A 15,636-nucleotide genomic window follows, 5' to 3' on the forward strand; every position below is an offset into this window, starting at 1 on the left:
CTTCTTGTCTTAATATTCTAACACTCTTACACCCACATGTAAAATAGTAAATCTATATTATAGCAATAAGCAAAACTTATCACGACAGCTTTTTTGTCAGCCTCTAAAACCAGATGGATCAAATCGTTCACTTCTTAGGGAAGCTCCGAAACAAAGTCTCCTCCAAAAAAGTCCTGACTGTAAGTTTGTAATTGACCTGACTCTTGTAACTTGGTTAATCGTTTATTAACAAATGTTTGTAGTTCTTTCCCTTTTTTATCCTTAGCAAACACATAATATTCTAGACCATCTTGATGGTTGGCTACTTTTTCGGTGAGGCGATTCACTTTTAAGGAAAATCCCTGCTCTTTAATAGCCGTCTCTAAAGAGATAGCATCATAAAAAAGAAAATCTAGCTGACCTTGTTCAACTTGCTGCAAGCGTTGGGTAAGAGGAACTTCTCCTGAAGCGTAACCAAGCCTAATAGGTTTCTGATTGGGATGAGTTTGATTCCATCTTTCTAAAACCTGCATGTAGTTGGTCCCTGCTATGCCTTGTGTTTTTTTTCCTGAAAGTTCCTCAAAACGGCGGTAAGCTCGTAATGGTTTGCTTGCTATAGCATAATGAGATTGTGAAATAGGCTTTGAAAAGAGGTATTTTGCTGCTCTTTCCTTACTATAACCAAAATCGTTAGCACCAATATGGTATCGTCCAGAATCAATCCCGGATAAAATTGAAGGAAAAGAAACTGTCTTAATGGTGAGACGATAGGTTTTGGAACCTTTAAAAATTTGTTTCAACACTTCAATATCATAGCCAGTATGTCGCTCTCCTTCTTTATAGGTAAATGGTTTAGTAGCTGCATCTGTGGCCACGATAACCTCTTCTTTTTGAGAAGCACTGACCTGAGAAATTATAGCTAATTGAGTCAAGACAAGACCTATTAAGACGATTCTCGTCACTTTATTGATATACCGATTCATAATGTACCTCTAGTCTGTAATCTTCTCACAAGTCTAACAAAAATGAAAGGCTTTGCCTAATACCATTTAACTATCAAACTGATCAAAATAATAATCACAACCTCATTTAAGAGAAGTTTAAGCATTTAGCATAAAACATATGAATACAAAAAACAGAGCCCCATCATATTGCTGGAGGCATCTGTCTTTTACTCTTAAAAACTTTGTTTTTTAGCCTTACGCTCGGCACGGCCTTTGGCACGGTTCTCAGCACGACGTTCTTTGCGACGTTTTTCATCAACCGCCCACTGAATTTTTTTCTTATAACCTGGTTTAACTTTTTTCTTTTTCTTCTTCACCAAACCAATCATTTCCGTGTCTAATTTTTGGTAAGATTTCTCACGGTTTTGACGACGATCCCGATCATAGGTGTCTTGGAATTCTCCATTTTTGAGCATCTTCGGTGTAAAGACAATTCCCATTTTTTCCAACTCTTTGATATCTGAATCATCACTTGGTTGATAAAGGGTAATAGCAGTTCCTGCCATGCCGTTTCGACCTGTCCGTCCTACACGATGGACAAAGAAAGATAAATCTTGTGGAATAGCATCATTGATGACATGGCTGACCCCTTCAATATCAATTCCGCGCGCTGCCAAGTCAGTAGCAACAATGTATTCAAAATCGAGTTTTTTAACTTGATTCATGATGCGTTTACGTTCTCTTGGAGGAATCCCACCATGAATCTTGGCTACCTTCAAACCATTGGCCACTAAAAAGGCATGTAAGTCATCTGCGCGCTCTTTAGTATTGACAAAAAGCATTGCCATATAAGGCTGCATCGTTTTAAGGATCTCTAAAATTTGCCCATTTTTATCCCGACCTTTTGTCGACACAAGCCAGTTATCAATCGTATCAGCGATAACTGTCTCTGTCTTGATTTGTTCAATAACAGGATTGGACAAGTATTTTTTCAAAAAAGGCTGTAATTTCTGTGGAATGGTTGCTGAGAACACCAAAATCTGAACAGACTTTGGAAGCGAAGCTGCAATTTTATCAACCGTATCCAAAAAGCCCATGTCCATGGTCATGTCAGCCTCATCCACAACGAAAGTCGTGGCCTTATGAATCGCTAAATCACCAGATTTAACCAAATCATAAATACGACCCGGAGTTCCAATGACAATGTGTGGCTGGCTGCTTTTTAACTTTTCAATTTGGCGTAATTTATCCGTACCTCCCACATAGTTAGTTAAACGGATATCTTTGGGAGAATGCTTTGCAATTTGTTTACAGGCGTCAAAAATTTGAGTAGCTAATTCACGGCTAGGAGCTGTAATAACAACTTGCACTTCTGCTTTAGCCTCATCAAGTTTTTCAAAAATGGGCAACAAAAAGGTGTGGGTTTTCCCTGAACCTGTTTTTGATTCCCCAACTAAGTCACGACCGGAGTTGACAATAGGAATCAAGCGTTGTTGGACCTCTGTTGGATTGACAAAGCCAATTTCCTCCAGTGCTTGCTGGATGTATTGCTTAAAATGATAATCTTTAAATGACATGTTTTACCTCGTTTTCTTCCATATTATATCATTAATGTTAGAGACAAGCAAAAGGAGTGGGATAACACTCACAAAATCAGTCTTTGTGGGTCATCTCCACTCTCTCATTGATTACATTAATCAGAATGCTTTTGGTGACTATTCTTGGTAGTCGCCTTAGAACACGTATAAGATAGCCAAGATCAGTAAACTTGCTAGGCTTCCTACTCCCCATAGAAAAGCATCTACCTGCCACTCTGACCATGTCTTGTCTTTTCCAGATAGACCGCCTAATTCTAAATGATGGTGGAAAGGCGTCATCCTAAAGATGCGACGACCTTCTCCGTATTTTTTCTTAGTATATTTAAAGTAGGATACTTGTAACATCACAGAACTTGTTTCAAGAACGTAGACAATTCCGATAATGAGTAAGGTCCATTCCTGACGAAGGGCAATGGAAATCGCTGCCAACATAGCTCCCAAGGCCAAACTCCCCACATCTCCCATAAATACTTTGGCAGGTTTGTGGTTAAAGAGGAAGAAGCCAAGTAAAGCACCAATCATGGTTCCAATCAATAACAAGACATCAAATTGCCCCTGAACGTAGGCAATAGTACCGTAAGTCAATAAACTAATCACCACTGAGATGGAAGCTAAACCATCGATACCGTCTGTCAAATTAACGGCATTTGAAAAACCAACCACCCAGAATAAAACAAAGAATAGGTAGAAAATTCCCAGCGGCAGCTGATAACCAAACACATTGATCGAAGAAATGCCACTTGGACTAACATGTAAAAAATAGAAAATCAATCCTCCAACCAACTGCAAGGCTAACTTTTGTTTGGCAGTTAACCCTTCGTTGATTTGTTTAAAGATTTTTAAAAAGTCATCCAAAAAACCAATGATGCCGTAAATGAGAACCACAGACAGAATTCCTGAGATTAATCCTAGACTTTGGCCATCGTGAAAAGAGAAGAAACCAATCAGAAAGGAGATGCTGGTGGCTACTAGAAGAAAAACAGTTCCTCCCATTGTAGGTGTTCCAGCCTTATCTAAGTGCTGTTTGACGTCTTCATGCATCTGTTGCCCACCAATTTTTTTTAGTTGGTAGAACTTGATAAAATGAGGCATTGCAAAAGCAGTTAACATAAGGGCTATGATTCCTGCGATAAGGGTTAAAAACATGTTAGTCTCCTAAAGTTATGGTAATTTTTTTGATTTTTTTCAAAGATTTGCCAACATCTAGACTCTGTTTAGTAACGCGTCCAGAATCTGATCCTTTAAAGGTTACATCAATTCCCGTCCATTTGGCAAATATTTTGACATTGGACTTGGTCCATCCATACATATCTGGCAACTCAGTAAAATGGTCAGATAGGATAAGAATCTGCTGGTTTTCCGACAAGCCTTTGCCTGCTTTTTGTGAGATTTTCTTAATCTTACTACCAGTGCCAAGAACAACAGGTTGAACGAGATTGCGGCGTAATTCGCTAGAAGTTTCACCAGGATTTTTACCAATAAAATCTGGCAATTGATAGGTTGTCTTATGTGCATCATCTGCTGCAACAGGTCTTGTCAACGTATCTTGCATCAAGTAAGCTTCTTCTAAAACAGGATTAACCACATCCTGCCAAAAAAGTGGGCCAAAATGCTCTGGCTGTGTCATGGTAACATACATCACAAAATCCGGTTTGTCAGCTGGAACCATGGCAACAACCGAGTAAACATAGTTAGTCAATCCACCATCTTGGTAACCACTTCCATCCTCGGCACCAATCTGAGCAGTCCCTGATTTAACGGCAACTGGAAGATCGCCAACCTTGATAATGGGACCATAAGTTTTAGAATAAAGGGTTCCAAACTCAGGGTCTGTTCCTACCCCAATCATGTAATGTCTGGTATCACTAGCAGCTTTCTTAGAAACAGGTTTTCCAACAACTTCTTTTTGGGCAGTCCTAAAACTGGCAGTGTTTGGATCATAAATTTGGCTAACAAATTGAGGTTCTAACATCTCACCATCATTAGAAATGGCCGTAAAAGCTCTTAGCATCTGAGCTTGGGTTACTGAAATCCCTTGTCCAAAAGCACTCATGGCTTGCGTAACGATATTGTCAGAAGGAAGCATTCCAGCATACTCATCTTGTAGACCAAAGCGAGTCGGGAAACCAAACCGGAATTTGGTCAAGTAGTTCATCCACTTAGCATTTCCCATCTTCTGTTCCAATTTGGTCATCCCCACGTTACTAGAAAAAGCAAAGCCTTGGGCATAGTTCATGTATTGCCCTGTAGAGATACCTTCGTTAATTGCCCAGTCTTGAATCGTTGCATCAGCAATGGTTAGCCCATTAGCGTTACTAAACGTTTCATTTGGGTTAAAGACTTTATCGTCAATAGCTGCCGCTAAGGTCATAACCTTCATGGTTGAGCCCGGTTCAAAGTTTCCTTGATGCAGCGCACTATACCACTTGTAATCTTTATTTTCTAACCCTTTAAGGGTATCTGCATTGTAGGTGGGACGTTGTGAAGTTGCTAAAATTTCACCGGTTTTAGCATTTACAAGTGTTGCCGTCGCTAGTTTACCATTGGATTTTGCTTGAAAAATATCCATCTGGGTTTCTAAAAACGTCTGGATAGGTTCAGACAAAGTGGTGTAAATATCTTTTCCATCAACAGCCTTTTTGACAGTCTTACCCGTTCCTAACAGAGTATTTCCATTTCGGTCCTTTTGATAGGTAATCACTCCGTCTTGCCCTGATAAAATCTTATCAAAAGAGGCTTCTAAACCTGATTTTCCAACTAAGCTTTTGACACCAGTCTTTTTATCTTCGGTCAACGACGCTAATCCAATAAATTCGGAAGCAAAGGTTCCATTGGGATACATACGTCCAGGACTATCAGAAAAAGCGATTCCTTTGATTTTAGCTTCTTCCATCGCCCTTTGAATATTAGACTTCGTGCTATAAGAAATGCCTGATCCTGAGGAACCAAAAGAGACTTGAAAAAGGCCTTTTCGTCTCAATTGTTTGATAACATCCTTTTTCTTCATGCCCAAATGTTCTTTTAAGATAGCAGCTACCTTATTGTATTGAGACGGCTGTACATACAGTTTTTCATCAGAAGCAGAAACAAAAGACTTATCAAGAATAGCGTAAATGCTGTAAGTTGTTGAGTCCACTGCAATAGCTGTCCCATTACGATCGTAGATGGTTCCACGTTTGGCTTGAACCGTGACAGTTTCTTGATAAACCTTTTTCGCACCTTCTGACAAACTAACCCCAAATTTCTGGTCCGTGCCTATAATAATCATGAAATTGATAATGAAAATAAAGAAGACGAAGATGGTTAAAAGCATCATGTTTTGCCCAACTCGGACACGGTTTTGAACTGGCGTCCGGCGGTCACGCACAACATAATTTAAAAAATATTTTTGCCATTTTCTCATAGATTACTCGACTTTCTTGATATTCTCATTGCGGTTACTCAAACCTGCTTTACCAGCGATATCAACAATGCGGTCACGACGTGACAATTCATTAACTTCTTGCTTAGCATTATTAAGTTCAGTTTTCTGATCTGAAATTTGACTGTTTAAGCTTGTGATATCTTGTTGCAACTGTAATTTACGGCTTTGCAGGTAAATAATGCTCACTGCCATGGTAATTGCCGTAATAATGATCGTAGCGTAAAAAGCTTTCTCAATTCGTGAGAAAGTTCTTATTCTTTTTTGAAGGGCATTTGAGACTGCCTGAGTTCTTTTTTCATTTGTCATAAGCTTATTTCCGGATTTTTTTGGCAACACGTAATTTAGCCGAATGTGCTCTATTATTGGCTGCTAGTTCTTCCTGACTAGGTAAAATTGGCTTGCGTGAGACAAGTTCAAATGTCGGTTTCATATCCTCAGGGATAAACGGTAGCCCTTTAGGCACATCCACCGTACTAACTTCTTTAAACAACTGCTTAGTCAAGCGATCTTCTAAAGAATGGAAGGTAATGACTGAGATACGACCATCGAGGGCTAATAATTCCATAGCATCCTGAATAGACTCATCAGCTGCACCAAGTTCATCGTTAACTTCAATGCGGATGGCTTGAAAAATCTGTTTTGCAGGGTGACCTTTTTTCTTCAATTCTTTAGCTGGTTTTGCTGCCTTGATTAATTCTGCCAACTCTGTTGTTGTCTCAATAGGCTTGATAGCTCTTGCTTGCTCAATTTTCCGAGCAATCTGCTTAGAGAATTTATCTTCACCATATTTGAAAAAAATCTTAACCAAGTCATTGAATGGATAAGTGTTAACCACATCGTAGGCAGTTAAAGGAGCTTGACGATCCATGCGCATATCCAAAGGAGCATTTTGCTTGTAAGAAAACCCTCGTTCCTTTTCATCCAATTGTGGGCTGGAAACACCAAGGTCGTAGAGAATCCCATCAATTTCGGTAACACCAAGAGCCTCTAAACGTGCCTTGAGATGTCTAAAATTATCCTTGATAAACGTCACTTGTCCCTTATCAATATATGGTTTGAGGATAAGCTGTGCATTATCGATGGCTTTTTGATCTTGGTCAAAACAATAGAGGTGCCCTTGTTCACTAAGTTTGGATAACAAATAAGCTGAGTGGCCTGAACCACCTAGCGTTGCATCAACATAGATCCCATTAGGCTTGATGTCAAGCATGTCCACTGTTTTGTGAAGGAGTACCGTCACATGATGAAATTCTTTTGTCATAACTTTAATTGTACCATACTTCAAAAGGTTTACAAATGAAAAAGCAAGAGAAAAGGGTTTCATTCCCGAGAGAATCTTCCTTTTCTCTAACTTTATCCTTTTTGTTAGTTATCAGCTAAGTCAACTTAGCAAGTGCTGATTTAGCCGCTGTTTCTAGAGTTTCAACTGCTTGTAAAAGATTTTTAGCTTCCTTAATCGCACGCCAATCTGTCAGTGGGTTGTCTAACCAAATATCAAAGGTTTGATCCCAACCCGTATTCGGTAAGTCAGCTAGTAATATCCTATCAACATCTGCCAGCTATTTTCGGCAGTTTTGAAGAGTAACGTGTAAGTCTATTAATAATTGGTTGACCTTGCTCATTTTTTGACATTTGATTCAACTGACAAGCATACCGTCTCCCAAAAAAATAAAAATAGCTCCACTTACGAACCAACCCTAATTTCTGATGACGGACCTGGACCTGTATCTGGTCTAACAAGCCATGTAAAGCAGCCTTTTCTTCTTTTTCTCTTTCGTTAGTCATTGACGGACCTTCTAGTAGCTTATTCTCTGATATGCCCATCCCCATTAATATAAAATTTACTACTGGTTAAGGCTTCCAATCCCATAGGCCCACGAGCATGCATTTTTTGAGTAGAGATTCCAATTTCAGCACCTAAGCCAAAGACAAACCCATCGGTAAATCGTGTCGAAGCATTGACATACACAGCAGCAGCATCCACTAAATCTTGGAAGGTCTCTGCTGCCTTAATATCCCTTGTGATGATAGCTTCGGAATGGTGACTAGTATACTGATTTATCCAAGAAATAGCTTCTTCCAAAGAGGAAACAATCTTAACAGACATGGTATAATCTAAAAATTCAGTCTCAAAATCCTCTGCTTTTGCAGGCACTGCCTGCTCAAATAACGTCAAAGCCTTGTCATCTGCCCGCCATTCTACTGGCTGAACCTCATTGATAGCTTTTTCAAGCATAGGAATAAACGTTGCTGCTACAGCTTCGTGAATCACCAAGCCCTCAGCTGCATTACAAACACTTGGGCGTTGGGTTTTAGCATTGATAACAATCTTAGTAGCCATATCTAAGTCAGCTTGAGCATCCACATAGATATGCACATTCCCCACACCTGTTTCGATGACAGGCACTTTTGCTTTTTCCTTAACGGTCTGAATTAATTTAGCACCACCACGTGGAATCAACACATCCACATAGTCCGTTGCCTGCATCAATTCTTCAGCAACAGCATGTGAGGGATCTTCAACTAGCTGGACAGCATCTGGAGTGATCCCTGATTTTTCCAGACTTTGTCGGATCAACTTCACCAAAGCCTTATTGGAATAAAGGGCATCCTTTCCTCCCCTGAGGATGATGGCATTATTCGTTTTGAACGCCAGACTAAAAGCATCCACTGAAACATTCGGGCGACTCTCAAAAATCATCGCAATCACCCCTAGAGGAACTCTCTTTTGGAGGATTTTAAGGCCATCGAGGTTAGTGTAGCCCTTAATGACTTGTCCGATTGGATCAGCTAAGTCAGCAACCTGTTGAACCCCTTGTGCTATCGCTTCAATCCGTTCTGCGGTTAGGCGCAAGCGGTCAGTCATGATATCAGAAATACCATGCTCTTTAGCATTCGCTAAATCTTTTTGGTTAGCAACTAAGAGAGTCTCTGTGTCGTCAACTAATGCCTCGGCTAAGGTGCTTAAAAAGCGATTTTTAATTTGCGTCGACAAAGGTGCTATTTCAAGACTAGCTTGTTTTGCCCTTTGCCCTAACATTGTTATATCAGTCATGCCTTACCTCTTCTATTTGTTTAAACCATGTGCCTAGTGGTTGCCCTTCAAGCACCCTTAAAATATCTCTAGGATTAGCTCCATTCATCAAGACCATCTGTCCTTTGTTTTCAAATACCATCTGGGCAGATTGAATTTTGCTAAGCATCCCACCTGTGCCAAACTTACTGCCCGCACCACCTGCTGACGCAATGATTTCTTGCGTAATGACCGCAACATGGCTGCGTAGCTGCGCATCCTCATAAATAGTAGGGTTTTTATCAAAAAGGCCATCAATATCAGACAACATGATTAATAAATCAGCTTTTGTGATACCAGCAACGACAGCAGATAGACGGTCATTATCTCCAAATTTAGTCGCATGATCCATTTCATCCACACTAACCGCATCGTTTTCATTAACAATCGGCACAATGCCCAAACTAATCAGACTTTCAAAAGCATTGGTAACATTCGCTAGACTTTCTGGGAAAACCACAACATCTCTCGTCAATAAAATTTGCGATACGTTAGTTTGGTAGTGTGCAAAAATTTGTGAATAAAGACTCATCATGGCCACCTGACCAACACTGGAAACTGCCTGTTGTTTAGCAAGATTGGTCGGACGTTTTTCCATTTTCAAAATATCTAGTCCAAATCCCATTGCTCCCGATGATACTAAAATAACTTCTTTGCCCTTATTCATCAAACTTGAAATCACAAAAGCCAGTTGGTCGATTTTTTCTAAATTAATTTTACCTGTTGGTAGCACTAATGAACTAGTACCGATTTTAATTACAATACGTGTTACATCTTCAAATTGTCGTTTCATCATACCAAGATTATAGCATAAAAAACAGCCCCAGAGGACTGTTTTTCCGAATAACGACCTCTCTTCGTTAAAGCTTCTCTAAGCTTTTCCAGAAGGTTTTTTGAATCCATAAGTGAGCAAGTCCTAAAACCATTAGTGTCAGACAACTCAATAGAATACTAATCAACAGAGGTTGGTGGATGATATTAGCAATGATAACAGCTCCAACACCTACTAAACCTGCGACTATTAAATTACCAAAGATAAGTCCCATTGTTAACCATTGCCCATTTCCTCTGGTAAATAGTTGTGTCATGTCTTGCCATTTCAAATCCAGAAGCCGGTAGTCACGACGATACATAAATTCCCCTTGCACAATCAGGGACCAGGCGTAACCAAGACAAAAAGCAATCGTTAGAAGGGGATGGAGGTGTAGCACAAAGAGACCAAGTACAAGATAAATAACCATAGGAACAATCAGTTGCAAACCCACGAGCAAGCAAAATTTATCCAGCAAGAATTTTTTTAACGTTATTGGTAAGCTTTTAATAAAGGTAAAGTTATCCTTTTCAAGGGAAATACCTACTCCAATAAAGCTGGTTGGTGTTGCACACATGACACCCAAACTGACCCCAAATAATAAGGCCACCCCAAAGTAATCTGGGGAAATATGCTTAAAGAAACCTGTGCCACGTGACAAACTTGGGCCGATAAAAAGCATCACATACATCAGAGGCATGAGATAGGTTTGTGTCAGTAAAGTTGCATTTTGTAACGTTAATAGGTGATGTTTTCGCAACAACTGCGCCAGTGATTGATTCTGATGAGGACGATTAACTGGTTTTTTAGTTTGCTTGGCTTTGTTCTCGTTACTAATATAAAAAGCCTCACGATAATAAGTTGGCATCACTTCTGTGACAATACCATATACCATAGCTAGAACCAGTAGCAATGACAACCAAAAGTTAAGGAGGGCCGCAGTAGAAAACGGTGCCTGAACAACATCATAGAATCCTTTGAAATACGGAATAGTTGGGTAATCAGTAAATACGCCATCCGTCATCGTACGATTGTTGTTACTAATATTAATCGCAAAAATTAAGACGAAAGCGCCAAAAGTTGAGACAAACATCATGATAGTTGAAATGAGTTTCCGCTTGCGACTTCTTACAATGATTTTACCCACCCAAGCATTGATATAAATGGCTAATACCATCGAACTCACTAGTAACACTAAAAAGAGCACAATAGCTACTAAAATAGACAAAGGATTTCCCAATAGTTGCCAGTAGGCAATTAAGAGAAGAGAGAGAAGAGGCATCAAAAAGACAGCACCCATCCCTAGCGACGAGACAATTTTTGCAATATAGAGTTCTTCTGACGTTACTGGTAAGTGAATATAAAGTTTTAGGTCATTACTTTCATAAAAAATGGTGTAAAGGGAGCTAAAGGCTGTCAAGGTTGACATAATAAAAAACATAGCAACGTCAAAGGAGAAAAGTCCTGGGTAATGACTGAAATCGACACCAATAAACATAAAGAGGTAAATTACCAAAAACATGGCAATCATTAAGGCCTGTTGCCTCATCATGCTTTTATAGGCTTTGAAGTTTTCTTTTGGGTGTTTTTCCTGACGCTTTTTGAGGTTAGCTAAACTTTGTGGATTGGAATAAAGAATGTTTATCTTGATAAGTTCCCAAATAGTAGACCAATTCATCCCATCACCCCTCTTCTTGCGCCTTACGCCCAGCGAGTTCAAGGTAGATGCTCTCCAAGTCTTTGTCAGGATGGTGTTCTTTCAACTCATCAATCGTTCCAACAAAAATCAATTTCCCTTTTTTTAGAATCCCGATACGATCACATAACTGCTCAGCGACTGATAGCACGTGAGTCGAAAATAAGACCGTATGTCCAGAAGCTGCATGAGCTTTCATCATTTCCTTAAGGTCAAAAGAAGCCTGAGGATCTAACCCTGTTAATGGTTCATCCAAAATCCAGATGTTGGGATTTGATACAAGAGCACCAATCACAATCACTTTTTGGCGCATCCCATGTGAAAAACTATCAATGGTTTGATTAACTTCTTCCTTCAGTTCAAAAAGTGTTGTCAATTGTGCTAACCGTTCTTCTCGATCCTCATCTGACACCCCATAAATTTTAGCTAAAAATTGCCAATACTCATTTGGAGTTAGATTCAAGAAAATATCAGGAGAATCTGGCACATAAGCAATTTGTTTTTTGATAGCTTCTCTATTTTCTGTCAGCAATTGACCATCCACAAATACTTCGCCATAACTCGCTTCGATAATAGAAGTCAAAATGCTGATGGTCGTGGTTTTACCTGCACCATTATGTCCGATGAGGCCAAAAATTTCACCGTCATTGATGGTGACGTTTAAATCGCTAAGAGCTTCTTTGTCGCCATACAACTTTGAAACGTGTTTAAATTCTATCATGGTATCTTTTTCCTTTTCTTCTCTATCTCTCCCTAGGCTGATGAGACTTCCTCTAAAATATAGTTGTCCAGTGCTTTTTTTAAGGGACAAAGTGAATTTGGGAGTAATAAGTCATTATCAAGCAAGTAGTGATCCAAGTCTTGATTCAACTGGTGCGCAATAACCAGAGGATTGCTCTGCTTAATTAATTTATTGGAAGCTGATAAAATAACTGTGATAAGACGATATTTTCACGATTTTCCGGGTAATCATAAGCCTGTCTAATCACATCTTATAAGCGCTGTCGTTTCTTTTCCATTTATACTCCTTTATTTTTGTACTTTTACGCTAATACAATAACAGTTAAATTATAATTTTTATGAATCGTTTTGTCAATGACTTCCTATCAAAAGAAGTGTATTAGGCAGTTTGAGGAAAAGAAAGAACTGGGTATTTTATTTTTTTTAAAAAAACAGAGTAAATCAAATGATTTACTCTGTTTGGGATGTTTAACTTAGAGTGATTTGTATAACTCAGTTGCATTTGCCACAGTGAAACCATATTCTTCGAAGATACGATTTCCTGGAGCTGAAGCACCCCAAGTGTCAATGGTCAATGTTTTTCCTGCTAGGCCGACATATTTTGCCCAGCCAAAGCTTGAACCTGCTTCGATAGCGAGACGTTTAGTCACAGCTGCTGGTAGGATGCTTTCTTTATACTCTGCTGACTGTTCGTCAAAGATATTTTGTGATGGCATAGATACGACACGCACATGAATGCCTTCTGCTTCAAGAGCTTCTTGAGTATCCATTGCCAGTTTCACTTCTGAACCTGTTGCAATCAAGATACCGTCAAGGTCGCCTTTGGCTTCTGACAAGATGTAAGCTCCTTTGTTAAGACCATCTTCTGCCAATTCTTTTGTGCCCTCAAGCACTGGAAGGTTTTGACGCGTCAATACAAGCATGGTTGGGCGATCTGTTTCACCAATGGCACGTTTCCAAGCAGCATTTGTTTCGTTACCGTCTGCTGGACGAATAACGTTCAAGTTAGGCATTGAACGAACACTTGCCAATTGTTCAATTGGTTCGTGCGTTGGCCCATCTTCACCGACAGCGATAGAATCATGTGTCATGACATAAACTGTTGGTAAGCTTTGGAGGGCTGCCATACGAACAGCTGGAAGAAGATAGTTTGAGAAGACAAAGAAGGTTCCGCCGTAAACGCGTGTTCCACCGTGAAGGGCAATACCATTCATAGCTGCTGCCATGGCAAATTCACGAACGCCAAACCAGATGTTACGGCCTTCATAATGACCTGGTTGGAAATCTGTTTCAGCCTTAACCATTGTGTTGTTAGATGCTGAAAGGTCTGCTGACCCACCCCAGAAAGAGGCTACTTGTTCTGAGATTTGTTGGATGGCTTGTTGGCTAGAAACACGACTCGCCATTGAGCTACCAAGTTCGTGCGCTTCAAGTTCTACTTGAGCAGCCTCGTTAGCAAAGGCTTTTTGGTATTCTGCTGCCAATTCAGGATATTCTGCTTGATAGGCTGCAAACAAGTCATTCCAGGCTTGTTCTGCTTTTTCACCACGTGCTTGAAGACCTTGAGCAAAACGTTCAGTCACTTCAGTAGGAACTTCAAAGTCTTGGTGAGTCCATTTGTAAGCATTTTTAGCAAAAACAATACCTTCTGCCCCAAGAGGAGCACCATGAACAGCTGATGTGCCCTGTTTTTCAGCACCAAAACCAATAATGGTTTTGACTTCGATGATGGTTGGTTTCTCAGTTTCAGCCTTAGCTGCTTCGATAGCGGCTGCAATTTCTTCTAAATCGTTTCCGTCTTTAACAAGGATATGTTGCCAGCCGTAAGCTTCGAAACGTCCTTTAACATCTTCTGTGAAGGACATTGAGGTTGGACCATCAAGAGAGATGTCGTTTGAATCGTAAAGCAAGACCAATTTTCCAAGTTTTAAGTGTCCTGCCATACTTGCTGCTTCTTGACTGACACCTTCCATAAGGTCACCGTCACCATTCAAAGCAAATGTGTAGTGATCAACGATGTCAAATCCTGGTTTGTTAAATTTAGCTGCTAGATGAGCTTCTGCCATGGCCATACCAACAGCATTCGCAATCCCTTGACCAAGAGGTCCTGTAGTTGCTTCCACACCATCGGTATGATTAACTTCTGGGTGACCTGGTGTTTTAGAACCCCATTGACGGAAGTTTTTTAAATCCTCTACAGATAAATCATAACCAGCTAAGTGTAACAAGCTATAAAGCATAGCACTTCCGTGTCCCGCTGATAGGATAAAACGGTCTCTGTTTGACCAATTACGACTTGTTTTTGGATTAATGTTCATGAAGTGATTCCAAAGAACGTAGGCCATAGGTGCTGCACCCATTGGAAGGCCTGGGTGTCCAGAATTTGCCGCTTGAATGGCATCCATTGATAGGGTGCGGACAGTATTTACTGCCAACTGGTCAATTGCATCAAATGTCATAAGTAAAACCTCTCTGTTTATTACAACTAAAATTAAACGTTTTCTATTGTCTATTGTATCACAAAAGTAGATTCTTTTTCAGAAAATCCTCTAAAGTTTCTAAATTCTTTTCTGCTAGAAAAATAACTAAAAACGTTATGTAATAAGCTCATATCACTTTCTTTTTGACTATCAAATAAGAAAGTCTGTTGACACATTGGCCACAGACTCTTTAGCCTTATTTTTTAAAGGAAGCCCAATCTTCCATAAATGTTTTCAATCCATCTGTTGTCAATGGATGTTGAGTCATCTTAGCAAATAATGGGTCTGGAATCGTCGCAATATGTGCTCCTAATTTAGCAACAGCTTCCACATGGGCTGTGGTACGAATACTTGCTGCGATGATTTCTGCTTGGAAATCGTACAAATCAATGATTTCACGAAGATCGCTGATTAATTGATAGGCATCTGTGCCAATATCTTCCAAACGACCGATAAATGGGCTAATGTAAGTTGCGCCTGCTTTCATTGCCATTAAACCTTGGCTTACTGTGAAAATCAAGGTCACATTAGTTTTAATCCCTTCTTTTGAAAGGATGTTTGTTGCTTTTAACCCTTCTGTGGTCATTGGAATTTTAACAACGACATTGTCATGCCATTTAGCAATGCTTCTAGCTTCTTCTACCATAGCATCTGCTGTTAATCCTGTCACTTCAGCACTGATTGGGCCATCGACGATGTCACAGATTTCTTTGATAACTGTTTCAAAATCACGTCCTTCACGTGAGATAATGGTTGGATTGGTTGTGACACCATCCACAACGCCAAGCTCATTAATCGCTTTAATAGCCGCTACGTTAGCTGTATCTAGGAAAAATTTCATTGTTTACCTCCAAAGTTTTTCAATATATTAACGCTCTAATTGGCAACAG

At 39.8% G+C, this 15,636-nt stretch carries 13 protein-coding genes and 1 pseudogene; all 14 read right to left on the minus strand.

The features are described from left to right. Window positions 1-134: 134 nt before the first annotated feature. Window positions 135-962 (minus strand): transporter substrate-binding domain-containing protein, encoded by an 828-nt coding sequence (locus tag DYD17_RS08825; protein ID WP_115253079.1) that lies wholly within the window; start codon window positions 960-962, stop codon window positions 135-137. Between the two features lie 194 nt (window positions 963-1,156). Further along, entirely contained in the window at window positions 1,157-2,500 is a 1,344-nt protein-coding gene (locus tag DYD17_RS08830) for a DEAD/DEAH box helicase (RefSeq protein ID WP_003052216.1), read from the minus strand. Between the two features lie 156 nt (window positions 2,501-2,656). Beyond that, entirely contained in the window at window positions 2,657-3,667 is a 1,011-nt protein-coding gene (gene mraY / locus DYD17_RS08835; RefSeq protein ID WP_115276461.1) for a phospho-N-acetylmuramoyl-pentapeptide-transferase, read from the minus strand. Between the two features lies 1 nt (window position 3,668). Beyond that, window positions 3,669-5,924, minus strand: a complete 2,256-nt coding sequence (pbp2x, locus tag DYD17_RS08840; RefSeq protein ID WP_115253081.1) for a penicillin-binding protein PBP2X — start codon at window positions 5,922-5,924, stop codon at window positions 3,669-3,671. 3 nt (window positions 5,925-5,927) lie between these two features. Further along, window positions 5,928-6,251 (minus strand): cell division protein FtsL, encoded by a 324-nt coding sequence (gene ftsL, locus DYD17_RS08845; protein WP_003052222.1) that lies wholly within the window; start codon window positions 6,249-6,251, stop codon window positions 5,928-5,930. A 4-nt stretch (window positions 6,252-6,255) separates the two neighbouring features. Continuing rightward, window positions 6,256-7,206 carry a 16S rRNA (cytosine(1402)-N(4))-methyltransferase RsmH gene (gene rsmH / locus DYD17_RS08850; protein ID WP_304364341.1) on the minus strand — a complete coding sequence of 317 codons (951 nt, stop codon included), beginning with the start codon at window positions 7,204-7,206 and terminating at the stop codon, window positions 6,256-6,258. Window positions 7,207-7,490: 284 nt separating this feature from the next. Further along, a complete protein-coding gene (locus DYD17_RS08860; protein ID WP_160147952.1) occupies window positions 7,491-7,730 on the minus strand; it encodes a hypothetical protein in 240 nt (79 codons plus the stop codon). 19 nt (window positions 7,731-7,749) lie between these two features. Next, window positions 7,750-9,000: a glutamate-5-semialdehyde dehydrogenase gene (locus DYD17_RS08865; protein ID WP_003052228.1), complete on the minus strand. Its 1,251-nt coding sequence runs from the start codon at window positions 8,998-9,000 to the stop codon at window positions 7,750-7,752. Further along, window positions 8,993-9,814 carry a glutamate 5-kinase gene (gene proB, locus DYD17_RS08870; RefSeq protein WP_003052230.1) on the minus strand — a complete coding sequence of 274 codons (822 nt, stop codon included), beginning with the start codon at window positions 9,812-9,814 and terminating at the stop codon, window positions 8,993-8,995. The genes DYD17_RS08865 and proB overlap by 8 nt, the downstream gene beginning before the upstream one ends. Window positions 9,815-9,878: 64 nt before the next feature. Continuing rightward, window positions 9,879-11,507: a hypothetical protein gene (locus DYD17_RS08875; RefSeq protein ID WP_003052231.1), complete on the minus strand. Its 1,629-nt coding sequence runs from the start codon at window positions 11,505-11,507 to the stop codon at window positions 9,879-9,881. 4 nt (window positions 11,508-11,511) lie between these two features. Beyond that, the gene (locus DYD17_RS08880) at window positions 11,512-12,246 is read right to left on the minus strand and encodes an ABC transporter ATP-binding protein (RefSeq protein ID WP_002988881.1); all 735 of its coding nucleotides are present in this window, start codon (window positions 12,244-12,246) and stop codon (window positions 11,512-11,514) included. 32 nt (window positions 12,247-12,278) lie between these two features. Beyond that, window positions 12,279-12,514, minus strand: a pseudogene (locus DYD17_RS08885) (bacteriocin immunity protein). A gap of 225 nt (window positions 12,515-12,739) precedes the next feature. Continuing rightward, window positions 12,740-14,725 carry a transketolase gene (gene tkt / locus DYD17_RS08890; RefSeq protein ID WP_003052233.1) on the minus strand — a complete coding sequence of 662 codons (1,986 nt, stop codon included), beginning with the start codon at window positions 14,723-14,725 and terminating at the stop codon, window positions 12,740-12,742. A 217-nt stretch (window positions 14,726-14,942) separates the two neighbouring features. Next, window positions 14,943-15,587 (minus strand): fructose-6-phosphate aldolase, encoded by a 645-nt coding sequence (gene fsa, locus DYD17_RS08895; RefSeq protein ID WP_115253083.1) that lies wholly within the window; start codon window positions 15,585-15,587, stop codon window positions 14,943-14,945. Window positions 15,588-15,636: the final 49 nt, after the last annotated feature.

The organism is Streptococcus dysgalactiae subsp. dysgalactiae, assembly GCF_900459225.1.
GTDB lineage: Bacteria > Bacillota > Bacilli > Lactobacillales > Streptococcaceae > Streptococcus > Streptococcus dysgalactiae.